The 23,015-nt window shown below is 62.9% G+C and carries 24 protein-coding genes and 1 tRNA gene; 11 read left to right on the top strand and 14 right to left on the bottom strand.

Annotated features, from left to right (window positions below; all coding sequences use genetic code 11):
- The coding region (locus tag VNZ93_RS22155; RefSeq protein ID WP_325710470.1) for a lysophospholipid acyltransferase family protein at positions 1 to 715 on the top strand (715 nt) is incomplete at its 5' end.
- Between the two features lie 16 nt (positions 716 to 731).
- Here the strand turns inward: VNZ93_RS22155 and VNZ93_RS22150 are convergent.
- Positions 732 to 1,340, bottom strand: coding sequence for a gamma-glutamylcyclotransferase (locus VNZ93_RS22150; protein WP_325710468.1), 609 nt, complete (start codon positions 1,338 to 1,340; stop codon positions 732 to 734).
- Between the two features lie 101 nt (positions 1,341 to 1,441).
- On the opposite strand from VNZ93_RS22150, the gene VNZ93_RS22145 reads away from it, so the two are divergent.
- Positions 1,442 to 2,548 (top strand): DUF2125 domain-containing protein, encoded by a 1,107-nt coding sequence (locus VNZ93_RS22145; RefSeq protein ID WP_325710466.1) that lies wholly within the window; start codon positions 1,442 to 1,444, stop codon positions 2,546 to 2,548.
- A gap of 111 nt (positions 2,549 to 2,659) precedes the next feature.
- Here VNZ93_RS22145 and VNZ93_RS22140 read toward each other — a convergent pair whose 3' ends face one another.
- The 3 genes from VNZ93_RS22140 to VNZ93_RS22130 all read right to left on the bottom strand — a co-directional run bounded on the left by VNZ93_RS22140 (position 2,660) and on the right by VNZ93_RS22130 (position 5,736).
- On the bottom strand, positions 2,660 to 3,658 hold the full coding sequence (locus tag VNZ93_RS22140) for a prephenate/arogenate dehydrogenase family protein (RefSeq protein ID WP_325710463.1): 999 nt from the start codon (positions 3,656 to 3,658) through the stop codon (positions 2,660 to 2,662).
- A 78-nt stretch (positions 3,659 to 3,736) separates the two neighbouring features.
- Entirely contained in the window at positions 3,737 to 4,837 is a 1,101-nt protein-coding gene (hisC, locus tag VNZ93_RS22135; RefSeq protein ID WP_325710460.1) for a histidinol-phosphate transaminase, read from the bottom strand.
- 32 nt (positions 4,838 to 4,869) lie between these two features.
- Positions 4,870 to 5,736, bottom strand: a complete 867-nt coding sequence (locus VNZ93_RS22130; protein WP_325710457.1) for a chorismate mutase — start codon at positions 5,734 to 5,736, stop codon at positions 4,870 to 4,872.
- A 197-nt stretch (positions 5,737 to 5,933) separates the two neighbouring features.
- On the opposite strand from VNZ93_RS22130, the gene metX reads away from it, so the two are divergent.
- The 3 genes from metX (at position 5,934) to VNZ93_RS22115 (ending at position 8,725) form a co-directional block, all read left to right on the top strand.
- Entirely contained in the window at positions 5,934 to 7,091 is a 1,158-nt protein-coding gene (gene metX / locus VNZ93_RS22125; RefSeq protein WP_325710475.1) for a homoserine O-acetyltransferase MetX, read from the top strand.
- Positions 7,092 to 7,154: 63 nt separating this feature from the next.
- A complete protein-coding gene (gene metW / locus VNZ93_RS22120; protein ID WP_414710156.1) occupies positions 7,155 to 7,817 on the top strand; it encodes a methionine biosynthesis protein MetW in 663 nt (220 codons plus the stop codon).
- Positions 7,818 to 8,062: 245 nt separating this feature from the next.
- Positions 8,063 to 8,725, top strand: a complete 663-nt coding sequence (locus VNZ93_RS22115) for a TIGR02594 family protein (protein ID WP_414710155.1) — start codon at positions 8,063 to 8,065, stop codon at positions 8,723 to 8,725.
- Positions 8,726 to 8,835: 110 nt separating this feature from the next.
- On the opposite strand, the gene VNZ93_RS22110 is transcribed toward VNZ93_RS22115, so the two are convergent.
- From VNZ93_RS22110 to rpmH, 8 genes are all read right to left on the bottom strand, one after another.
- A complete protein-coding gene (locus VNZ93_RS22110) occupies positions 8,836 to 9,249 on the bottom strand; it encodes a type II toxin-antitoxin system VapC family toxin (protein WP_325710450.1) in 414 nt (137 codons plus the stop codon).
- Positions 9,250 to 9,621 carry a DUF7662 domain-containing protein gene (locus VNZ93_RS22105; protein ID WP_422662693.1) on the bottom strand — a complete coding sequence of 124 codons (372 nt, stop codon included), beginning with the start codon at positions 9,619 to 9,621 and terminating at the stop codon, positions 9,250 to 9,252.
- Between the two features lie 199 nt (positions 9,622 to 9,820).
- On the bottom strand, positions 9,821 to 10,696 hold the full coding sequence (argB, locus tag VNZ93_RS22100; protein ID WP_325710444.1) for an acetylglutamate kinase: 876 nt from the start codon (positions 10,694 to 10,696) through the stop codon (positions 9,821 to 9,823).
- Positions 10,697 to 10,761: 65 nt separating this feature from the next.
- Entirely contained in the window at positions 10,762 to 11,121 is a 360-nt protein-coding gene (locus VNZ93_RS22095) for a DUF423 domain-containing protein (protein WP_325710441.1), read from the bottom strand.
- A 9-nt stretch (positions 11,122 to 11,130) separates the two neighbouring features.
- On the bottom strand, positions 11,131 to 11,772 hold the full coding sequence (gene yihA, locus VNZ93_RS22090) for a ribosome biogenesis GTP-binding protein YihA/YsxC (RefSeq protein ID WP_325710438.1): 642 nt from the start codon (positions 11,770 to 11,772) through the stop codon (positions 11,131 to 11,133).
- 139 nt (positions 11,773 to 11,911) lie between these two features.
- On the bottom strand, positions 11,912 to 13,759 hold the full coding sequence (gene yidC, locus VNZ93_RS22085) for a membrane protein insertase YidC (RefSeq protein ID WP_325710472.1): 1,848 nt from the start codon (positions 13,757 to 13,759) through the stop codon (positions 11,912 to 11,914).
- A gap of 9 nt (positions 13,760 to 13,768) precedes the next feature.
- Positions 13,769 to 14,140 carry a ribonuclease P protein component gene (gene rnpA, locus VNZ93_RS22080; RefSeq protein WP_325710435.1) on the bottom strand — a complete coding sequence of 124 codons (372 nt, stop codon included), beginning with the start codon at positions 14,138 to 14,140 and terminating at the stop codon, positions 13,769 to 13,771.
- Positions 14,141 to 14,168: 28 nt separating this feature from the next.
- Positions 14,169 to 14,303, bottom strand: coding sequence for a 50S ribosomal protein L34 (gene rpmH / locus VNZ93_RS22075; RefSeq protein ID WP_325710432.1), 135 nt, complete (start codon positions 14,301 to 14,303; stop codon positions 14,169 to 14,171).
- 478 nt (positions 14,304 to 14,781) lie between these two features.
- Between rpmH and VNZ93_RS22070 the strand changes: the two genes are divergently transcribed.
- The 6 genes from VNZ93_RS22070 (at position 14,782) to VNZ93_RS22045 (ending at position 19,787) form a co-directional block, all read left to right on the top strand.
- The gene (locus VNZ93_RS22070) at positions 14,782 to 16,242 is read left to right on the top strand and encodes a HAMP domain-containing sensor histidine kinase (RefSeq protein ID WP_325710429.1); all 1,461 of its coding nucleotides are present in this window, start codon (positions 14,782 to 14,784) and stop codon (positions 16,240 to 16,242) included.
- A 99-nt stretch (positions 16,243 to 16,341) separates the two neighbouring features.
- Positions 16,342 to 16,418, top strand: a tRNA-Arg gene (locus tag VNZ93_RS22065).
- 139 nt (positions 16,419 to 16,557) lie between these two features.
- A complete protein-coding gene (locus VNZ93_RS22060) occupies positions 16,558 to 17,889 on the top strand; it encodes a hypothetical protein (RefSeq protein ID WP_325710426.1) in 1,332 nt (443 codons plus the stop codon).
- An 84-nt stretch (positions 17,890 to 17,973) separates the two neighbouring features.
- The gene (locus tag VNZ93_RS22055) at positions 17,974 to 18,264 is read left to right on the top strand and encodes a helix-turn-helix domain-containing protein (RefSeq protein ID WP_325710424.1); all 291 of its coding nucleotides are present in this window, start codon (positions 17,974 to 17,976) and stop codon (positions 18,262 to 18,264) included.
- A gap of 1 nt (position 18,265) precedes the next feature.
- A complete protein-coding gene (locus tag VNZ93_RS22050; protein WP_325710421.1) occupies positions 18,266 to 18,769 on the top strand; it encodes a helix-turn-helix domain-containing protein in 504 nt (167 codons plus the stop codon).
- The gene (locus VNZ93_RS22045) at positions 18,747 to 19,787 is read left to right on the top strand and encodes a tyrosine-type recombinase/integrase (RefSeq protein ID WP_325710418.1); all 1,041 of its coding nucleotides are present in this window, start codon (positions 18,747 to 18,749) and stop codon (positions 19,785 to 19,787) included. Before VNZ93_RS22050 ends, VNZ93_RS22045 begins: the two co-directional genes overlap by 23 nt.
- Positions 19,788 to 20,320: 533 nt before the next feature.
- On the opposite strand, the gene VNZ93_RS22040 is transcribed toward VNZ93_RS22045, so the two are convergent.
- Complete coding sequence (locus VNZ93_RS22040; protein ID WP_325710414.1) at positions 20,321 to 21,157, bottom strand: glycosyltransferase family 4 protein; 837 nt, start codon at positions 21,155 to 21,157, stop codon at positions 20,321 to 20,323.
- 242 nt (positions 21,158 to 21,399) lie between these two features.
- Positions 21,400 to 22,674 (bottom strand): site-specific integrase, encoded by a 1,275-nt coding sequence (locus tag VNZ93_RS22035; RefSeq protein WP_325710411.1) that lies wholly within the window; start codon positions 22,672 to 22,674, stop codon positions 21,400 to 21,402.
- Positions 22,675 to 23,015 lie beyond the last annotated feature (341 nt).

Here is a 23,015-nt window from a genome sequence, read left to right as displayed (position 1 = left end):
CGTCCTGTTCGTCTATCTGATCGCAGCGATGCCGACGCTGCTGCTGCCGCGCGGCGCATTGCTGGCGATGGTGAGGAACTGGAGCCGGGTGAATCTCTGGCTGCTCAAGGTCATCTGCAACATCGATTGCGAATTCAGCGGCCTCGAAAACATTCCGCAGGGCGCGGCGCTGATCGCCTCCAAGCACCAGTCGATGTGGGAGACATTCGCGCTCATCACGGTGCTGGACGACCCGGCCTATATCCTCAAGCGCGAACTGCTCTGGATTCCGTTCTTCGGCTGGTGCGCCGCCAAGGCGGAAATGATCCCGGTGGATCGCGGCAAGCGCTCGCAGGCGCTGTCGGCAATGACCGAACGCGCGCGCAAGGAAACAGAACGGGGCCGCGAGATCATCATCTTCCCCGAGGGCACGCGGCGCGCGCCCGGCGCGGAGCCGAAATACAAATACGGCGTAGCGTTTCTCTATACCGAGCTTGGCGTGCCTTGCGTCCCGGTCGCGCTGAATTCGGGACTGTTCTGGCCGCGCCGTTCTTTCCGGCGCTATCCGGGCGTGGTGCGCGTTGCGTTTCTGCCGCCGATCGAGCCGGGGCTCGACCGCCAGACCTTCTACGAGCGGCTGCAGGATGCGATCGAGACGAAGACGGCCGAGCTTGTGGCGATGGGAGAGCGCGCATCACGCTCCGTGCGTCCCCGCGAAAGAGGTGAGCCGGCGTAACAAGTCCGGTCGTTCGTCAGATCTGGTCTGCACCACCGTCGCGGGAATGAGCCGTGTGCGGGTCGGCAGCGTGTCCCGCACCTTTCAGCCGCTCCGCCAGCGCATGCAGTTCATGGTCTCGGCATCCGAGCCGTTCGAGTTCCGCGACCGTCGCCAGCACGTATTCGGGATTGGGACCCGAGCGCCCGTGTCCCTGACGGATCAGGTGCAGCCGCTGTTCGAGCGACAGCTTGCCGGCATATTGCGGGTGCCCGCGATCGACCACATAGGTCAGCGCCTCGATGGTGCGGTCTGGATTGCCGAGCAGCGTCACGTTGCGCATCACTTCGAGATAGACCGCGGTCGCCTGTTCGCGCTCGCGCAGATAGTGGATGGTCGCCGCGCGATCCTTTGCCGCCACCCGGAAGGCGATGCCGCGGCAGGCGCCGCCACGGTCGAGGCCGAGCACAAGTCCCGGCTTTTCCGGGGTGCCGCGATGGACGAACGAATAGACGCAGAGCGAGCGGTGCAGGCCCGTGACCCGCGCCGGGGCTTTCTCAAGAAAGGTAAAGCCGGGCCGCCACAGCAGCGAGCCGTAGCCGAAAACCCATAAATCCTCGGGGATCTGGTCGATGGTGAGCTTCATTGGACAGGCGAAATAGGCATTACCACGCGCCTGCGAAACATCGAAACGCCGTATTCCCCTAACCTTTGGCAGCCTATAAGGGGCGAAAAGGAAGGATGCCCATGAACCATGACACGGCGCTCCCGCGCCGCCGCTCGATCGGCTGGCTGATACCGGTTCTCCTGCTGGTGATCGTCGTGGCCGGCTGGTGTGCGTTCTGGTTCTACGCGGCTGAGCGTGCGCGCGACACGATTGCCGGCTGGATCGAGCGCGAGGCCCGTGCCGGGCGCATGTACACCTGTGCTTCGCAATCGCTCGGCGGTTTCCCGTTCCGCATCGAGTTCCACTGCAATCAGGCTGAGGCGCAATTCGACAAGACCCGCCCGCCGATGAAGCTGTCCGCGGGCAACGTGCTGGCGGCGGTGCAGATCTATCAGCCGACACTCGTGCTCGCGGAGATCGATGCGCCGCTGACCGTGGCCGATCCCGGCCAGGCGCCGAAGCTGACCGCGAACTGGTCGCTTGCACAGGTCAGCCTGCGCGGCACGCCGCGCAATCCGCAGCGCGTCTCGTTCGTCGCCGAGAAGCCGACGCTCGACCAGACAGGCGGCGCCAGACCGGAGCGCGTGTTCGCGGCCGATAATGGTCAGGTGCATGGCCGCCTCGCGTCAGGCACCGTGCAGGACAATCCGGTGATCGACATCGCGGCTTCATTCAAGGCTGCGACGGTGCTCAACTGGCATCCGCTGGCGGCGAAGCCGTTCGATTTCGATGGCGACACCCGTCTCGTCGGTCTTCGTAATTTCCAGCCCAAGCCCTGGTCGGAGCGCTTCCGGGAAATCCAGCAGGCGAACGGGCGAATCGAGGTGCGCAATGCGCGGCTCAAGCAGGGCGATGTGCTCGCGGTCGCGAACGGAAATCTGCGGCTGACATCGCAGGGCTATCTCGACGGCGAGCTCATGGTGACCGCGAGCGGCGTCGAGAAGATATTGCCCGCGCTCGGCGTCGAGGCGCTGGCGCGGCAGGGCAACAGCCGCAGTCAGCGGCTGGGCGCGGCGCTCGGTCTGCTCGATCAGATGGCGCCGGGCGCGATTGCCGGCGCGGTCTCGCTGCTCGGCGAGCAGGTCGAACTGGAAGGTCGCAAGGCCACCCGCATGCCGCTGCGCTTCAAGGATGGGCTTGCGACGCTCGGCCCGCTGAAACTCGGCCAGACGCCGCCGCTATTCTGATCCGTCATTCCGGGGCGCGTGCGATTCACGCGAACCCGGAATCCAATAAAGACCTGCGGCGCATCTGGATTGCGGGTCCACGCCTTGGGCGTGTCCCGGAATGACAACCGCTCAATCGTCGTCCGACGCGTAGGGCCGCGCGATCGGTGCGATCGGCAGCGGGCCGTGCTGGCGGCCGAAGTCGGGGGCCGCCGAATCCTGTCCGATATTCACGATGCCGCGCCGTATCGCGCGCGTGCGGGTGAAATGTTCGAACAGCGCGTCGCCGTCGCCGCGCCGCATCGCGCGCGTCAGCCTGGTGAGATCCTCCATGAAGGTGCCGAGCATCTCCAGCACCGCATCCTTGTTGTGCAGGAACACGTCGCGCCACATCGTCGGGTCGGACGCCGCGATGCGGGTGAAATCGCGGAAACCGCCGGCGGAGAATTTCAGCACTTCGGACTCGGTCACTTCGCCGAGTTCATCAGCGGTACCGACGATCGTGTAGGCGATCAGATGCGGCAGATGGCTGGTGATCGCGAGCACAAGGTCGTGGTGCTCCGGCGTCATCGCCTCGACCCTGGCGCCCAGCATTTCCCAGAACGCCTTCAGCTTTTCGATCGCCGCGGGGTCGGTGCCTTCCACCGGCGTCTGGATGCACCAGCGGTTGACGAACAATTCCGCGAAGCCTGCATCCGGTCCCGAGTTTTCGGTGCCTGCAACCGGATGCGCAGGGATGAAGTGCACGCCCTTCGGCACGAATGGCGCCATGTCGCGAGCGACCGACGTCTTCACCGAGCCGACATCCGACAGGATCGCGCCCGGCTTGAGATGGTCCGAGATCTCCCTGGCGACCTCGCCGCAGGCTCCGACCGGCACTGCGATCACCACGAGGTCTGCGTCTTTCACGGCTTCGGCGCTGGTCTCCGCGACTTCGTCGGCGAAGTTGCCCCCGATCTCGCGCACCCGCTTGCGTGCTTCGGGCGAACTGTCGGTGACGACGACTGTCTTCGCCGCACCGGAAGCCTTGGCCGCGCGTGCAACCGACCCGCCGATCAAACCGGCGCCGATCACGGCAAGGCGGGAGATGACGGGAGCGTCGGCCATCTCAGTCTCGTGTCCGGGACCCATTTGCTGTTTGTGGGTCCCGGTTCTGCGATGCATCACGTCGTGCTGCATCGAGCCCGGGACAGGAGATGTCCGTCTTCATCATTTCCCCATGAACTCGGCCAGCGTCTTCACCGTCAGCCGGTTCGCCTCCTCGGTGCCGATCGACATGCGCAGGCAATTCGGCAGCTGGTACGCCCTGACCGCGCGCATGATCACGCCCCGCGAGGTGAGAACCGCGTCGGCCTCGGGCGCGGTCTTGCCCGGCGTTTCCGGGAAATGCAGCAGAATGAAATTGCCGACGCTCGGCGTGACCTTGATGCCGAGCTTTTCGATCTCGGTGGTCAGCCAGGGCAGCCATTGTTCGTTATGCGCGCGCGCCTTTTCGATATGCGCGGTGTCATTGATCGAGGCGATGCCGGCGGCAATCGCGGGCGCATTGACGTTGAACGGTCCGCGGATGCGGTTGAGCGCATCGATGATGTGCGCGGGGCCATAGATCCAGCCAAGGCGCAATGCCGCGAGCCCGTGGATCTTCGAGAAGGTCCGCAGCATCACGACATTCTCGGACGTCGCAACCAGTTCGATGCCGGCCTCGTAATCGTTGCGCTTGACGTATTCGGCATAGGCCGCGTCGAGCACGAGAAGGACATGCGGCGGCAGGCCGGCATGCAGACGCTTCACCTCGTCGAACGGGATATAGGTCCCGGTCGGATTATTCGGATTGGCGAGGAAGACCATCTTGGTCTTCGGCGTCACCGCCTTGAGGATCGAGTCGACGTCGGCTGTGAGATTCTTCTCCGGCGCCACGACGGGCTTTGCTCCCGCCCCGAGCGTCGCGATCGGGTACATCAGGAAGCCGTGCGTGGTGTGGATCGCCTCGTCACCATCCGCGAGATAGCCGCGCGCCAGCAGATTGATCAGGTCGTCGGAGCCCGCGCCGCAGATGATGCGGTCGGGATCGAGGCCCATGGCGTGGCCGATGGCCTCACGCAGGGCGGTCGCGGCGCCGTCCGGATAGTCCTGCAACTCCTGCGCCACCGACTGGTAGGCCGCGATCGCCTTCGGGCTCGCGCCGAGCGGGCTCTCGTTCGACGACAGCTTGTGAATTTTCTCGACGCCGGGGGCCGAAGATTTGCCGGGGACATAGGCGGCAATGTCGAGAACGCCGGGCCGCGGCTGCGGACGCTTGGCTGCAGTCATTCCAAGAACCTCAACGGACAGAAGGAAGGGAATTAGCGGGCGGCGGCCACCGGCCGCTCTTCGGCAAGCGTATAGCGGGTCGCGTGGCTGCCGACGAGGGCCGTCGAGCGCACGGAGGCGCCGGCCTTGACCAGGGCGTCGGTTACCGCGGCGAGCGTCCGGCCCTTGGGGACCGAGATCAGCAGAGCTGCGCCATCGAAGGCACCGTCCGGTTCCGCGATGACTTCGGCGAGGGGGGCCAGCGTACGCGCGGCGGCGGCGCCCCAGCCCGACACCCGGACGCTGTGCACCTCGACCTCGGCGATGACCGCGTCGGCGGCCGGATGCGAGATCGCAAAAACCGGCAGCGAAGCGGGGTGGTCGGGCCGCTCCACGAAAGGCAGCCGGGCGATGATTTTCGGCGCTTTGTCGCCCTCGAGCGCGGTCCACCAGGCGCCCGAGCCGGCGACGGAAACGGCCGGGACCAGCGCGAGGTCACCCTTCGAGGCGGCGACCGCGGCAATCGCGGGGCCGGCGCCCATATGCGGCCTGAACGGCACCGTGAAGCCGAAATGGAAGCGGGCGGTATCCCGCATCGCCGCCTCGCCGACGGTGAGGTCCGCATGAACGGAATAGGGGGCCTGCACATGGGTGAAGGTGGCGATGATGACGCGCCAGATGCTCTCGACGGTATCGAGCGGGAGAATGCCGCGATGGCGCTCAACCAGCTTGCGCATCATCGACGCTTCGCGCGCCGGCCGGAAGGCCGAGCCCGATTCCTGCGTACCCTTCACCTTGATGAGGTTCTCGATGATCTCGCTGCGCTCGATCAGAAGCGCATGCATGGCCTCATCGATGCGGTCGATTTCCGCGCGCAGGGCAGCGAGCGAAGGGGCAGCTTTGGGGGCCTGATCGGACATGGGTTACCCGTTAACGGAACGGACCCATGATTAGGTGGGCAGGCCCGCGAAATCAAAGAAAACATTGACTTAACGCCGGTTAGGCCTACCTAGAACGACCGCCTTTGGACGGGTGGCCCGGTCCGCCAGATGCGAGGATGCGACCGGGTCGGGATGTGCCGGGTTATAGCGTAATGGCCGAGGCCGATCTGAAATCCATGCAGGGTGCCCGCGTACGAGAAGCGGAAAGCGCGCGCGAGTCGCTTGTGGTCCGCTTCGGACCGGAGTGCCCGCTGAAGCTCGATTCCGGCATCTCGCTGTCGCCGTTCCAGATCGCCTACAAGACCTATGGACGCCTCAACGCAGACCGCAGCAACGCGATCCTGATCTGCCATGCGCTGACCGGGGACCAGCACGTTGCGAGCGTCCATCCGGTCACGAAGAAGAATGGCTGGTGGGAGACCATGGTCGGCCCCGGCAAGCCGATCGACACCGAGCGCTATTTCGTCATCTGCTCCAACGTGGTCGCGGGCTGCATGGGCTCGTCGGGGCCATCCTCGATCGATCCGGCGACCGGCCAGCCCTACGGTCTGACATTCCCAGTTATCACCATCCGCGACATGGTGCGGGCGCAGGCGATGCTGATCGATCATCTCGGCATCGATACGCTGTTCGCCGTCGCCGGCGGTTCGATGGGCGGGATGCAGGTGCTGCAATGGGCGCAGAGTTTCCCGGAGCGCGTGTTCGCGGCGCTGCCGATCGCCTGTGCGACCCGGCATTCGGCGCAGAACATCGCGTTCCATGAAGTCGGCCGGCAGGCGGTGATGGCCGATCCCGAATGGCGCCATGGCCGCTACACGGTCGAGGGTACGAGTCCGCATCGCGGGCTCGCGGTCGCGCGCATGGGTGCGCATATCACCTACATGTCGGACGCCGCGCTGCATCGCAAATTCGGACGCCGCTTCCAGGATCGCACCAATCCGACGTTTTCCTTCGATGCGGATTTCGAGGTCGAGAGCTACCTGCGCCATCAGGGCTCGTCGTTCGTCGAGCGCTTCGATGCCAATTCCTATCTCTATCTCACGCGCGCGATGGATTATTTCGATCTCGCCGCGGAGCATGACGGCGTGCTCGCGAATGCGTTCAGGAATTCGCCGACACGCTTCTGCGTGGTGTCTTTCACCAGCGACTGGCTGTTCCCCACGTCGGAATCGCGCGCCATCGTGCATGCGCTGAATGCCGCCGGCGCACGCGTCTCGTTCGCCGAGATCGTCACCGACAAGGGCCACGACGCCTTCCTGCTCGACGAGCCCGAATTGTTCGCGATCATCCGCGGCTTCCTTGACGGCGCTGCGCGCGCCCGCGGTCTCGTGTGAGCATGTGCCGAAAAGTGTGCAGCGGTTTCCGGATCACATCATGCCTGATGTAAAGTCATGAACATGCAGACCCGCCCGCAGCGCGAACTCGCGACCGCCCATGTGGTGCGCAACGCCTCCGGCGCGCGCGTCGACCTGCTCGTGGTGGCGCAGATGGTGGAGCCGGGCGCCAAGGTTCTGGATGTCGGCTGCGGCGACGGCGAGCTTCTGAAGATCCTGACCGAGACCAAAGGCGTGGACGGCCGCGGCATCGAGATTTCGCGCGAGGGCGTCAATCTCTGCGTCGCCAAGGGCCTCGCGGTGATCCAGGGCGATGCCGATACCGATCTTGCCGATTATCCGGACGACGCGTTCGACTACGTGATCCTGTCGCAGACCCTGCAGGCCACCTGGCAACCGCGCGTCGTGCTGGAGCACATGCTGCGCATCGGCGAGCGTGCCATCGTGTCCTTCCCGAATTTCGGTCACTGGAAAATCAGGTTGAAGCTGCTGTTCTTTGGACGCATGCCGCGAACATCGAACCTGCCGGACACCTGGTACGACACCCAGAACATTCACTTTTGCACGATCCGCGATTTTCGCGACCTGTGTAACGAGATCGGCGTAAAAATGGAGGCGGCCGTCGCGCTCAACGCGTGGGGCGGCAAACTTCGTATCAACGTGCCCTGGTGGTTCTGGAATTTGTTCGGCGAACAGGCCGTGTTTTTGCTGAGTCGCAAGCGTTAAGCATTGTGTCTGCGACGATCGTCGCATTCGGCGTGCCATAATTTGTTCGCGCACGCGCAGATGTTTCAATTCGAAAGCTGATGTGAACGCCGGGCCGGATTAACGTCCCAATTCCCGCCCGCATCCCCCGTCATGTCGCGCCCGAATCGCCGCCGTCCGTCACGGCGGCGTTTTCTTGCGCCCTGCGGCCGGTTCCGCTTGGCGCAGGTCAACCAGGCAAGAAGAAAGCGGGGACCGACCTACTAATGAACTGCAAGCTTAACGTGACAGCTAACGCGATCGCACTGACCGCGATCATCGCAACGACCATCATCCTCACGCAATCACCGGCCGAAGCACGGCCCTCCAGGCATAAAATCGCACGGCACCACCACGCCGCTGCAGTGACGTCCATTCCGGCATATGCGGGCTGGTCAGGCGCGGGCTATCGCCACTCGCGCCACGCGGCAACGCCGCGCCGTCACGTCGCACACAACCAGTGGCGACATGCCCGCGGTGCCGCGCCGCAAGCTTCGCGCGTGGCTGCCGTGTCGCACGCCTCCACTGCACCGGCCACGGGCTTTGGATCGTCGCTGATCGCGACGGCGCGCTCCTATCTCGGGACCAACCCAACTGGAATGAGCGCGCTGTGGTGCGCCCGCTTCATGAACATGGTGCTTGAGAAAACCGGCCGGCGCGGGACCGGATCGAACATGGCGCGATCCTTCGCCGATTACGGTCGCCGGATTTCCGGGCCGCAGGTCGGGGCCATCGCCGTGATGTCGCGGGGCCGCGGCGGCGGACATGTCGGAATCGTGTCAGGCATCGACAAGGCCGGGAATCCCATCATCATTTCGGGGAATCATAACCGCAAAGTTGCCGAGGCGGTTTACTCGCGCGGCCGCATTTATGCCTATGTGATGCCTTGATCGCCCGCTGAAATCACGCCGTCGTGAACGCTTGAGTAACGCGTAGCGTAGCACGAGGGGGAAGGGACCACGGCCGCCTGAGGGCGGCCGTGGCATTTGTGGGGGCGGCCCTAGCACTCAACGATGTGCAGATGCCCCTGCTCGCCATATTCGATGAGCGCGCGATCACGCGTAATGAGCGTGCAGGCCAGATCCCGGGCGGTTGCGGCAATGATGCGGTCTGCGGGATCGCGGGGCGGTTTTCCCGGCAGGAATGACGATTCCATCAGAAGGTCTGGCCGCATGTCCGCCAGTTGCACAGAGGGCGCAGCGAGCAGCCGTGAGAACCATCGTTGCGGGGTGGTCAGAAGCGTCAGACGGTTTCGCGCGGCCAGTAGGCCGATCTCCCATGCGCTGATCGGCGAAACATATGTGATGCCGCCCGCTGAATGCACGGTGTTGAGCAACTCCGTGGCCTTCTGCGTGATGCGCTGATCCTCGCTGATGAAAATCAGCGCGCAGGTGTCGAGGAGAATCGGACGCACCTACGAATTGCTCCAGTTCGGATCGGCGGGCTTGGTTACATCCGTTCCCGGATTGATCCGTAGCAACCCTTTGGAAAGGCCGAAAAGCGGGTGCTTGCCCGCCCGGCCCTCCGAATGTTCGGTCACTGCCTTTCCAACGCGCTTGAACACGAGCTTGCGCGCGGCCATGTCGACCTGTTCGGTCTCGAAGCCTGCATCAAGCCACACCTTGGTCATGACGCTGTTGGTTGGGTTGTTGCTCCACCAGGCGCGATAGCGCGCTGAGGGAGGGAGTTTCACTCGGGCGATGCGCTCAATATCGGAGAAACTGAGCCGCACCTCGTTCGCCGCCTGCTTGCGGAGAAACTCCCCCAACGGAGAATATTTCGACACGGCAACTCTCTTATGTAGTATATATGCTTAAATATGTACTGTTGATTTCGCGATGTCAAGGCGCTGCGTTTTTGCGCGACCGGCCGCTCAGGCTGCGCCTCTCGGCGATCAGGTCGGACTTTCCTTCGAAGCCGATGCCGGGGACGGTGAATCAAATACGTACCCGGCGCGTCAAACAAGATGGGCGGTGACAGCCGCCTTATCGATGGATCAGCGTTCCGGCGCCGTGATCGGTGAACAGTTCGAGCAGCACGGCGTGCTTCTCCTTGCCGTCGAGAATGACGACGCCTTCGACGCCCTGCTCGAGTGCGGTGATGCAGGTTTCGACCTTCGGGATCATGCCGCCCGAGATCGTGCCATCGGCGATCAGCTTGCGCACATCGTTCATCGACATTTCGGGGATCAGCTTCTTGTTCTTGTCGAGCACGCCGGGAACGTCGGTGAGAAGAAGGAGGCGCTTCGCCTTCAGCGCGCCCGCGATGTAACCGGCGAAGGTGTCGGCGTTGACGTTGAAGGTTTCGCCGTTCGGCCCCGACGCGATCGGCGCCAGAACAGGGATGAGTTCGCGTCCGATGATCTGGTCGAGCACGGTGGTGTCGACTTTCTCCGGTTCGCCGACAAAGCCGAGATCGACCACGTCTGCCACCGCCGCGCCGCTCGGGCCCCCGGCCTTGCGGGCAACGACCATGTTGCCGTCCTTGCCGCACAGGCCGACAGCCTTTCCGCCGGCCTGGTTGATGTGGCTGACGATCTGCTTGTTGATCGAGCCGGCCAGCACCATCTCGACGATTTCGACCGTCGCCGCATCGGTGACGCGCAGGCCGCCGGAAAATTGCGACTTGATCCCGAGCCGGTTCAGCATCGCCGCGATCTGCGGACCGCCGCCGTGAACCACCACCGGATTGATCGCGGTCTGTTCGAGCAGGACGATATCGCGGGCAAAGGCACGCGCGGCTTCTTCCTCGCCCATGGCGTGGCCGCCGTATTTGATCACGACGGTTTCCTCGTCGTAGCGCTGCATATGCGGCAGCGCTTCGGACAGGATGCGGGCCTGGTCGTACGGGGAAACCGTCATGCGTGGGGTGTCCTTGCGGAAGATTTCGCGGGGTTTTAGCGGGCCGCCCCGGAACGCGGCAAGGCCTAGCGCATCGCGAGGAAAGCGGCCACCGCCAGAAGCGCCCAGCCGCCGATCATGACCATGCCGCCGGTGGGCGCGGCCATCGGAAACAGGCGGTGCCCGACATAGGCGCGCAGCGCAAGGTCTCCGGCGAACAGGGCGACCCCGATCAGCAGCGCAATCGCCGCGATCGCGCCGACGGGGCGGCTGATGAGGCCCGCCGCAATACCTGCGCAGGCGGCGATGACCGCGGGCGCGTGAAACAGCAACATGTGTCCGGCGCTATCGAGCCCCGTTCCCGGCTTGGCATGGGCGCCCGCCGCTGCGAACACGATGCCGGCGCAACCGAACAGGGCGGCAATCGCGATCAGGATCTGCAGCATGCGGGTCTCCTATCTGCGCTCGGCAACGAGGCGGGCGATCGTCGCGCGCAGCTCCGGAATGCCGGTTCCTTCGCGGGACGATGTCGCAAGAATTTCGGGAAACGCGGCGGCGTTCTTGCCCATCTCCTGCCCGACCTCCTCGATCCGCTGCGCAAGGTCCCTGGCGGAGAGCTGGTCGCATTTCGTCAGGACGATCTGATGCGATACGGCGGACGTGCGCAGGAGTTCGAGCGCGGGCTTGTCGGCCTCCTTGATGCCGTGCCGCGCATCAATGAGGACATAGACGCGGGCGAGATTGGCCCGACCCTGCAGGTAGGCATGGATCATTTCGGTCCAGGCCTTCACCTTCGCCTTGGGCGCTTCGGCATAACCATAGCCCGGCATGTCGGCGAGCCGCAGATTGTCCGGGCCCTGAAAGAAGATGATTTCCTGGGTGCGGCCCGGCGTGTGCGAGGTGCGCGCCAGCGCCTTGCGGCCGGTGACAGCATTGATCAGCGAGGATTTGCCGGCATTGGAGCGTCCGGCGAACGCGATCTCCATGCCCTTCATCGGCGGCAGCGTCCCGACCGATGCGGCAGCCCACATGAATTGCCAGTCGCCGGCGAACAGCTTGCGGCCGGCCTCGATCTCGCTGCGGGTGAAATCGGACATGTCGGGCCCGCGCTCTGTTGCTCCTACCGTGATGCCCGCGTCAGTCGCGGGCATTCACGTCGCGTCTCGCAAAATCGTCAATGGCCGGGACAAGCCCGGCCATGACGAACCTGTTCAGCATCTGCGCCGGTCACCGCCGTCAAGACGACGGAGTCTGCGGTTTCTTCTTGCCGAAGGTCTCACGCAGATTGTCCCACAGCTCGATCTTCGCACCATGCTTTTTCATGATGTAGGACTGCTGCAGCACCGAAAGCGTGTTGTTCCAGGCCCAGTAGATGACGAGACCGGCCGGGAAGCTTGCCAGCATGATCGTGAAGATCAGCGGCATCCAGTCGAAGATCATCTTCTGGGTCGGATCCGGCGGCGAGGGGTTCAGCTTCATCTGGAACCACATCGTGATGCCCATGATGATCGGCCAGATTCCGATCATGAGATAGACGCCGATCACCGGAACGCTGGCCGGATTCCAGGGAATGAGCCCGAACAGGTTGAAGAGCGTGGTCGGATCGGGCGCGGCAAGGTCCTTGATCCATCCGAAGAACGGCGCGTGCCGCATTTCAATGGTGATGAACAGCACCTTGTAGAGCGCGAAGAAGACCGGGATCTGGATCAGGATCGGCAGACAGCCGGCGAGCGGATTGATCCGCTCCTGCTTGTACAGCTCCATCAAGGCCTGCTGCTGCTTGACCTTGTCGTCCGCATACCGTTCGCGGATCTGCACCATCTGCGGCTGCACCGCCTTCATCTTCGCCATGGAGGCGTAGGATTTGTTGGCGAGCGGGAAGAAGACGATCTTGATGATCACCGTCACGATCAGGATCGCGACGCCGAAATTGCCAACCAGCTTGAAGAAGAAGTCGAGCAGCCAGAACATCGGCTTGGTGATGAAGTAGAACCAGCCCCAGTCGATCAGCAGCTCGAAGCGATTGAGATGCAGGGTCTTGTCGTAGTTGTCGATGAGCCCGACTTCCTTGGCGCCGGCAAACAGCCGTGCCTTCGCGGCGCCCGTGCCGCCGGCCGCGACGGTCACCGGCTCCAGCAGATAGTCGGTCTGGTAGACCTTGCGGTTGTTGAGGTCGCGGGCCGAGAAGGTCGCGTTCAGCTTGGCATTGGTCTCCGGCAGCAAAGTCGCCGCCCAGTATTTGTCGGTGATCCCGAGCCACGCATTGACGACTCCGGCGAAGCTGATCTGCTTCTCGGACTCGATCTTGCTGTAGGAGACCTCCTGCGGGCCCTTGTCGCCGAGTACACCGATCAGGCCTTCATGCAGGATATAATAGCCGAGGATCTCCGGCTTGCCGTGCCGGGAGATCAGTGCGTAGGGATAAAGCGTCACCGCGTCGGCGCCGCGATTGACGATCGTGTCCTCGAGCGTGAACAGGTAGTTTTCGTCGACATTGATGACGCGGCGGAATTCGAGGCCTTCGCCATTGTCCCACGTGAGCGTGATCGGTTTGCCGACGCCGAGTGCGCCCGATCCCTGCTGGGTCCACAGCGTGTTGTCGTCCGGTACCTTGACCTTGCCGCCGGCGCCGTTGGTCCAGCCGAACTGCGCATAGAACGGATGCGGGCTGCCGGATGGCGCCAGCAGCACGATCGCCGGTGATTTCGGATCGACGGTCTCGCGATATTTGATCAGCGCCACGTCGTCGATGCGACCGCCGCGCAGCGAGATCGATCCATGGATGGTGGGCGTTTCGATCTTGACGCGCGGCGAGGCAGCGAGAACGGCGTCACGGGTCAGCGTCTGTCCGGGGACGGTTGGCTGTCCCGGTATGGCAGGCGTGGTTGCGCCCGGCTGCGGGGTTGCTCCAGGTACCGCGTCCGGCGCGGTTTGTTGCACCGTCTGCTGCTGTTGTTGCTGTTGCTTGAGCCTGGCTTCCTCGCGCTGACGCTCCAGCTGCGGGCCGCCGATGAAATACTGCCAGCCCAGGATCACGAGCAGCGAAAGCCCGATCGCAAGAAACATGTTCTTCTGGTCGCCGATCATGCGTTCTCAACTCACGGGTCTGGGGTCAGGCTGTTCGGGTCTGGGCTTGCGGCGCATCGAGTGGATGCGGGAGATCGCGCGGGCATAATCCGCTGCGAGATCGGAAAAGGCGGCGGACAAGGCTGAACGCCGTCCGACCAGCACATAATCATGTCCGGGACGCAGCGCATCCAGGGAATTCAGGCGAACCAGTTCGCGCAATCTGCGGCGAACCCGATTGCGTTCGACAGCGTTGCCGACCTTGCGCGACACGGTGAAGCCGACGCGCGCCGGCCCCTGGTCGCTGCGGTCGCGGGCCTGCAGGACAAAGCTGGAGGACGGCACCTTGAGCGCGCCCGCGGCGGCCAGAAAATCCGCTCTTTGCTTCAGGCGCTCCATACGGGCCGGCCTTCCGGGCCGCCCCCGATCAGGCGCTCAGGCGCTTGCGGCCGCGCGCACGCCGGGCCGAAATGACTTTGCGGCCGCCCTTGGTTTCCATGCGGGCGCGGAAGCCGTGCCGGCGCTTGCGCACGAGCTTGCTCGGTTGATAGGTCCGTTTCACGGGAATAGTCTCCGCCTGTCGCGGCGCAATGCCGGATGCTTCGGGTGGTGCGCACCGGCCTTTAGGCTGCAACACTCTCTAAGCGAAAAAGCCTCTCGCCTCGAAAAGCCGCCGGTGCCGGAATTCCGGGGGCTTATACGGGACGTTGCGGCTTCTCGTCAATGCGACCGCTTCGCCTGTTTGGGCGTTCGGCGGGCCCTGTTTTCTCCCGTCCGATCAGGGACATGCGATAGCCTTCCGTCGCGCGCCGGGGCCGGCGGCCTGAATCCGGCGCGACACGGCGCGATCGGAAGCCGGGACGGGCCCCCGTCAGGGCGATGCAGCCGGAACAAATGTTCCCTCCGCACGCGTCTTAACCATAACGACGACTTCCACGGCGGCCATTTTTGCGCCGCGTTTGACGGGTTCACGGAGCGGCCGCATCATAGGGCTGATACGGAGCCTCGCCTGATCCCGACGAGCCCGTACAGGCAGCGTGATGAACGATCTCGATGATCAAAGCCCGGTTGGCGTGCCGCGTTTCGGGCTTTCCGGCAAGCTCCTCATCCTCACGATCCTGTTCGTCATGATCGTGCAGGTGATGATCTATGTGCCGTCGGTATCGACCTTTCGTCTCAACTGGCTGAATGACCGGCTCGCGGCCGCGCGGACGGCGGCCCTGGTCCTGCATGCCGCCCCAAGCGGGATGGTGCCGGAAGATCTCGCCCGCGACATCCTGGCGAGCATCGGCGCGCAGGCTGTCGTGATGAAGACCGGCCAGACCCGCCGACTGCTCGCGGTCGCGGAAATGCCGTCCGAGATCCATCGCAATTACGATCTGCGCGAGGTCAGCTGGTTCGACGCGGTGGACGGTGCTTATCACGGCCTGTTCGACCCCAAGGAAACCATCATCCGTGTGATCGGGGCCGCGCCGCGCGATGGCGAATTCCTCGAAATCCTGATCCGGAATGAGCCGCTTCAGCGGGCGATGCTGCGGTTTTCGACCAACGTTCTGATCGCGTCGCTGATCGTTTCGATGTCCGCGCTGGCGCTGGTCTATCTGGCGCTGCACTTCATGTTCGTGCGGCCGATGCGCCGGATCACCCGCAATATCATGGCGTTTCGTGCCGACCCGGAGAACCCGTCGCGCACCCTCAAGGTGTCGAAGCGCAATGACGAAATCGGCGTCACCGAGCGCGAACTGGCTTCGATGCAGAGCAACCTGACGTCAATGTTGCACGAGCGCGCGCGCCTTGCTGCGCTTGGCCTTGCCGTGTCGAAGATCAACCATGACCTGCGCAACATGCTCGCCTCGGCGCAACTCGTGTCGGATCAGTTGTCGACCGTGCGCGACGCAAGGGTGCAGCGCTTCGCGCCGAAGCTTTTGCGCACGCTCGAGCGGGCAATCGAATTCTGCCAGTCGACATTGTCTTATGGCCGTGCGCAGGAAGCACCGCCCGACCGTCGGATGATTGCGGTCGAGCCCCTCGTGGATGAAGTCCGGGAAACGCTCGGCCTCGATTCCGATAGCAACATCGGCTGGATCGTCTCGATCGAACGCGGGCTCGAGATGGATGCCGATCACGACCACATGTTCCGGGTGCTTCTCAACCTCACGCGCAACGCCGTGCAGGCACTGGAGGCGCGCGCGCCGAACAACGCGCTGCGCGACCAGATTCGCGTGACAGGTCGCCGCGAGGGCGGGGTGGTCGTGATCGAGGTGTCTGATACCGGGCCCGGCTTCCCGCAGCGCGCCCGCGAGCATCTGTTCCAGGCATTCTCCGGTTCGGCCCGGCCCGGCGGAACCGGGCTTGGCCTTGCCATCGCCGCGGAGCTCGTCCGCGCCCATGGTGGCGAAATCCGCCTTGTGGAGGGCACCATCGGCGCCACCTTCCACCTCACGATCCCGGACCAGGCGGTCGATCTCGATGCCTGGCGCGAAGAGCGGGCCAGCGCCTGAGGCGCAGATTCCGGCCGAAAAGTCTTGCCATCCGGGGAGGGGAACGATAGCTATCCGCCGTCGCTTCGGGATCCCCTCGGGCTATCCCTCGCGCGGCATGCGCCCGTAGCTCAGCTGGATAGAGCACCAGACTACGAATCTGGGGGTCAGGAGTTCGAATCTCTTCGGGCGCGCCATTAACTCATTGATATTGATTCAGAATTTCGGCGCGATTTTTTGGCCCTTGACATGCGACTGCGGCGGGGCAGCACCGGGGCAACACGCGATATCAAAACATGGTAATTTCGGCACTGCATAGCGTCGGAGCTATCGGAATTGAAGCGCCGGGACCGCGATCAGATAATTGAAGATGCGAGATACGGACGGCTAACGCCAGCCGCGGCGGAAAGCGAGGCCGAGCGTATCGGAATCGGACCGTTGGCCGGATGTCCCGGCCCGAAGAGTTTTGATGTGATGCAGGAAACGGGCTGGACGCTTCCGATGACCGTAGCCTGGATCATGTGGCGCAGTCCGGAAGTCGTGCTTTCGTACTTCGACCCCCATCGGACCGCATGCCACGACTGGTACTTCAGAAAATGGCGCATCGGCTTCGACGGGCCGATCTTCGAGGGATATTTTCTTGAACCTCGATCGCCGGCGACCTTGAGCCGCCTCTCCCTTGAAGATCATTTTTCCGCCGCAGACGATGGAAGCGAGCGGCCGATCTTGAGTTTTGCCAAAGCTAGACAAATGCTTTGGAAAGCGCTTCAGGAGAACGTTCTGCACGCGACCGGAATGCCGGGTGATAGTGCGCAACGGGTGATCATCCCTGCTCACGAGTGGCACGATCTGCAGTCGGTGGAGGAATGCGGTCGCGACGCCGTGCGAGCCGGTCTGCTTTCTAGAGCAGGATATTCGAATATCATCTTCAGTCGAATGTCGGTCGTTTCTGTATGGCCGGCTTGGCAGCCCTCTGATGCAGAGGCGGAACTGCCGCCGCCAATCGCTCCCTCAGGGGCCGGACATTTCCCGCTGTACTGCGCAGCACATTGGATCGCGGCTTGCAGAGGCCCAGGAAATTTCAACCCGAGAGATACCCGTGTCTGGTCAGCTGCATTCACAGATCTTCTCGCCCGAATTGCTTCAAACGAAATCGAGGCAACGGGCATTCGAAACGGGATTAGAGAGAAGATTGAAGGCCATATTTTTGCATCGCTTCGCGTTGACTACCCTTTCTCAGATGCGCCGATAGATTTGATCCTTAGCGATGAACTGCATCTGTGCTCGTCAATCTACTTTGACGACGAGAATTGGCAGCGAGGCGAAGGCGATTGTCTGCGGACCCGCTCGGGAGCCCGGTGGTCGAAGTTGATGGTTTTGAAATCCGATGTCGCTCGATTTTGGCCGAGCGCTACGGCTGGCGTCGCGCAAAAAAATGGAATTCTTTACACCGGCGCGCCGGGCCGTCCGACTTCAATGCAATTGGTGCATCCGGAGCATCAGCGCCGCCTCGACGCCGGAGAAGCAGAGCGAATGCTCAGCGTGGAGGCCGCGGCATTGGCAGCTTGGTTAAAGAAGACGCACCCCAGCGCTCCCTCGCTAACGGCGAAGACAATCGAAAACAACATTCGGAACCGACATCGCGCAGCGATGAAGCCCCGAAATTAAAATATCGGGGAATTTCAGGGCAGTTTTTCGGGGGCTTCAATTGCCCGATCTCTCCTGCACTGTCCCGGCGATTTCTGGACGCTTATGCAAGAGGATCGAATGACCGCATGCGAAAATCCGACGGTTGCTAAACCGGTCGCCTTGATGCCCAAGGTCGTAACGGCGAGGGTAGCCGCTAAGTTCGTTGGACTATCGGAAAGCACGCTCGCGAAGCTGCGGCTGAATGGAAACGGGCCCACGTATCTGAAGCTTGGCCGGCGTGTCGTGTATAGGCCTTCCGATCTTGAGCAATGGTTGGAATCGCGGACGGCGCGCGACACATCCGATGCTGACGCGCGATTCCTGAAGGCGCTCACCGTCGCACATCCGCGCTGACATGGGGATCAAACACCCCAACCCCCGCCTCGCGAAAATCCACCGCAACTATTCGGTCGAAGAATTGGCGGGTCTGCTCAAGGTCCACAAGAACACCGTTCGCAGCTGGGTCCGCGACGGACTTCGGCCAATCGATGATCAGCGGCCAACCCTTATCCGCGGTGACGAGGTGCGTCGCTTCCTGATCGAGCGACGCGCGAACGCTAAGCAAAGCTGCGGTCCTGGCCGCATCTATTGCCTGCCATGTCGTGCGCCGAAAGTTCCGGCTGGAAACATGGCCGAACTCAGGTCCGAGGGTGCCAATGGGTCACTCTGCGGTATCTGCCCCGACTGCAATCGGCTGATCTATCGGCGGGTAAATCCGGCGAGGATGGATGCGGTTCGGGGTGATCTCGACATTTCGATCGCACGGGCGGCAACACGCATAGAAGAGACAAGCAGGCCCAACGTGATTTGTCACTTTGACACCAAGGCAACCACCGATGAAAAGTCACCATCCCAATAATGAGCGGATCAAGCGCAGATACTTTACCTATCTCGCCGAAGCGCAGGGTCAAAGCCAGCAATCGATCGATGCCATTGCGGCTGCTATCGCCCGATTCGAATCCTACACGCGGTACCGGGATTTCAAACGGTTCCATATCGAGCAGGCGAAAGGGTTCAAGCAACATCTCTCGGATCAGTCAGCTGGCCGAACCGGCGGGCGACTCAGCAAGGCAACGCTTTACGCAGCACTCTCCGCCCTGCGCCGGTTCTTTCGCTGGCTTGCGGGGCAACCCGGCTACAAGTCGCGCATCTCTTATTCCGACGCCGAATATTTCAACCTTCCGCTCAAGGACGCTCGCGTGGCAAAAGCCGTCCGCCCGGCCCGCGTCCCGACACTGGAGCAAATCCGGCACGTGATCTTTTCCATGCCCAGGACCACCGAAATCGAGCGGCGGGACCGAGCGCTGATCGCGTTCACGATCCTCACCGGCGCGCGGGACGGGGCGATCGCGTCGCTCAAGCTCCGGCATATCGACCTTGTCGCCGGCCGCGTCGATCAGGACGCGCGCCAGGTGAACACCAAGTTTTCCAAGTCATTCTCCACCACGTTTTTCCCGGTGGGGGACGATATCCGTGCGGTGGTTGTCGATTGGGTGGACTATCTGCGGCGCGACCTGCTTTGGGGGCTCGACGATCCGCTCTTTCCCGCGACAAAGGTCGCAGTGACGGGCCGCAAGTTTGAGGCGGTGGGCCTGGACCGCAAGCACTGGAGCAATGCGGGCCGAATCAGGGCGATCTTCAAGGACGCCTTTGCGGAGTGCGGGCTAACCTATTTCAACCCGCACAGCTTCCGGAATACGCTCGCCCTTCTCGGGCAAACGCTCTGCAAGACGCCTGAGGCGTTCAAGGCGTGGTCCCAGAACCTTGGCCACGAGCACGTCCTGACAACCTTCTGCAGCTACGGCAATCTTGATCCTCACCGGCAGGCGGAGATCATGCGGTCATTCGTCGGAGCAACTGGCCCGGCTCAAGGATAGCGCTTAACGGGGTTGTCCGCCAGCTTAGGACGCTGCTTCCACGCCTGACTAAAGGAGCGGCAAACACTGTTGCGTCAGGAACGACGGTGGACATAGTTCCGACCTTCGGGGCGACTCCGGCACAAGCTGCGGTTGGCTGGTGGACGTGTACGGGGCTGACATCCGACACGCCATTTGATTTTGCAAGCGGCACATCCGACCCGCAAATTCTGGACTGCGACGTGCAGGCCGGTGGGTTCATTGTCGCGGCGGGCGGGTGCTTCAACAACACCGGCTACACGACTACGGGTCTCACTAACGAACGCTGGGATGAAGTAGTTGAGGCGACGCGAACGTGGACCGGCGCTGACGATCCCAATATCTCAGCAGCTACGCCACAGAGCATCAGCATGAACCTTCCGGGATCTACTTCGGCTGTAGCTATCGCCGCATCATTCTAACCGAACCAGCCACGCCTCGGCTTTACGCCGCTGAACGTGGCAATGAAGTCCTCGTGCGTTGTGATTGTCCGGTCCGAAAGTCTGATGCTTCCGTCACGCCTCACCATCACGACGGGGTACTGCGATTTCCGGTGACGCAACCGGATCGAGTCGTTTGCGTCGCCTCCAGCCAGTGGCACGTAGCCACATTCGAACAAGTAACGGAGCCTTTCGAAAGCCGGGGAGTCGGTCATAAATACCCTGGATGCGCTCTACGTGTTTTTCTACCGAGTATGCGTCCCGCGCGTATGCCATCGCAGCATCGGCAATGCGCTTGTGATCTTCTGGAGACGATAGAAGCCAGATCGCAGCGTTGCTGAACGCAATGATGTCGTGCGGCTCGACAAGAACGCCGGTTTCCAGGTCGTCAATTATTTCGGTGTGACCGGCGCGGTTTGCTGCGATGACGGGCGTTCCAACCAGCATGGATTCGACCACGGCGCGGCCAAAGCCTTCGTTGGCTCTTGGCGCAATGACGATATCCATTCCGGCAATCCACTGAGCGGGGGGATAGCGGAAGCCGAGGAAGTGAATGCGATCGGCGACGCCTTCGGCGGTTGCAGCGTCCACTACGACGGACTGTTGCCCTTCGTCCTTGCCGAGAAAGACGGCGTGGGCTGGCTTCCCGAGATGCCGCGCGGCTCTGGCGATTACTGAAGCCAGAACCCAAGGGCGCTTCTCGTGATGCAGCCTGCCGACGCAGCCGATGATGTGGTGGCTGGGATCAATGCCGAGTTCGGAAGTCAAAGCCGCTCTAGCCACCGCCCGGTCTGGGGGCGCGGTGATGTTGTCGAATGGGTTGTGAACAACGGTTGCGTCAACCTCACCCATGAAACCGAGGGTAGGCGGAAAGTTCCCGCCGGCCAAGTGATAAATTGACTCGCCCGCCAAGACTCTGATCGGACGGGCTTTTCTTTGAACAAGTGAGGTCTGTGCAATGGGGTGGCGGTGAGCCAAGTCCTTGGAAAAGCTGCGCTCTAGGGAGTCGATAGCATGGTCTTCGGCGTAGCCGGTGCTAGAGCACTATGCGGTGGATGCGCCGCCTGTGCGAGAAATTATTGCGCACTAAAGAGTGCAATGCCTCGAAATGTGAATGGCCGACTATGCGTTCCCCGCTCGCTGCGGGCTAGCTCTCATCGCATTTGTCGCAAAGGTAGCACGGAGGCCGCCTGACTTCCTTCAAGAGCGGCAAAAATGTGAGCCGCGATCGCGTCCGACGCGCGTCGCAGCGGATCGTTATCCAGATGTGCATAGCGCGAGGTGGTTGCGACTTGAGCGTGGCCTAGCAACCGACCGATGATCGGCAATCCAAGGCCGCTGGCAGCACCGAAGCTTGCATAAGTGTGCCGAAGATCGTGCAGACGAACGCCAGTCAGACCTGCCCGTCTCGTGACGGCATCCCATGGCCGCTTCAGGTCATGACGCGGCTTCTCCGGACTGTCGCCGGGCACCACGTACGCGCCGACTCGCTCCAGAGAATTCAGCACAGCTAGGGCAGGCGCATTCAGGATGACCGTTTTCCGTCCGGTCTTGCTGTCCGGCAAGAACAGACAGCCGCGCTCGAAATCGACGTGCTCCCACCGCAGATGTAGGATTTCTCGAAGGCGGCAGCCGGTGAATAGAAGCAGCCGCAAGGCTGCCGCAGCGGATGGTTCGATCTTGGTGGACCGCTTGAGCTTCGGTATGTGCTTGGCCGTCGCTTTGGTTTCGTCCAGTGCCCAGGGAATGCCGGTGGTCTCGGCTTCACGGATCGCGCCACCCAGCCGCTCCAGTTCCTCGCCGGTCAAGAACCGTTCCCGGTGGCTTTCCGTGAACCTGTCGATACGGCGCGCCGGATTCGTGCCTTCCGGCACAACGCCCGCGCGGCCCGCGAAGGCGTACATGCTGCCGATCACGGCCAGCACGCGATTGGCCTGAAAGGGCGTGTCGGCGAGAGAGGAATGCAGCCTGCCGATCTGGAGCCGGGTCAGTTTGTCGGCCTTGGTGGTGCCCACGGCGGGCTTCACGATGCGGTCCAGAATGTCACGGTAGAACTCCGCTGTCCCGGCCTTGCGCTTGGTCCGCACGTGGTCGGCCATGAACCGGTCCGCCAATTCGGCGACCGTGGGCGCGCCGCGTTCGGTGGTCTTCTGGTTCGCCGGATCGTGACCGTGTGCCACGGCCCCCAAGACGACCTTGGCGCGCGCTCTCGCGCGCTCTGGTGTGATTTTGCCGACCGCCGCGATGGTGTAGCGTCGCACAGGCGCGCCACGCCCCACGCCCGCCCGGTAGACCACCACGTAGGACTTCGCCCCGGTAGGTCGCACGCGGACGCCGAAGCCGCTTACGGTGTCATCCCATATTGTGAACTCGCTGCCGTTGGACTGAAGGGCGTTCACGGTGCGCTTGGTGATCCGTCGGGCTGTCATAGGCTCGCTCGCTGCTGTTCGGTTCGGGGCAACACCGGGGCAACACCGAAACCGCATCCCCCGGAATTTCCGGATAGCAGCGTAGAAGCGGAAAGGCCGATAACAACGGTGCTTTTATCGCTCAGGGAAAGTCTAGGAATGTCAGGGCTTTGGTCAGAATGAGACTACGAATCTGGGGGTCAGGAGTTCGAATCTCTTCGGGCGCGCCATTCACTCCACCGTGCAAGATGAATTGCGGCACGCGGGCGCGCGGTTGCCGAGGTAACGTGCGGCTGCTCTGTCAGCGAAGTAGACGACGGCGCCTCGCGCGCGCTCGTCGTGGTCTCCCGCATGTTTCCTGA

The sequence above is a fragment of the Pseudorhodoplanes sp. genome, from assembly GCF_035565795.1.
GTDB lineage: Bacteria > Pseudomonadota > Alphaproteobacteria > Rhizobiales > Xanthobacteraceae > Pseudorhodoplanes.
Note: the sequence above shows the minus strand (reverse complement) of the source record. Positions and strands in the feature narration are given on the sequence as shown.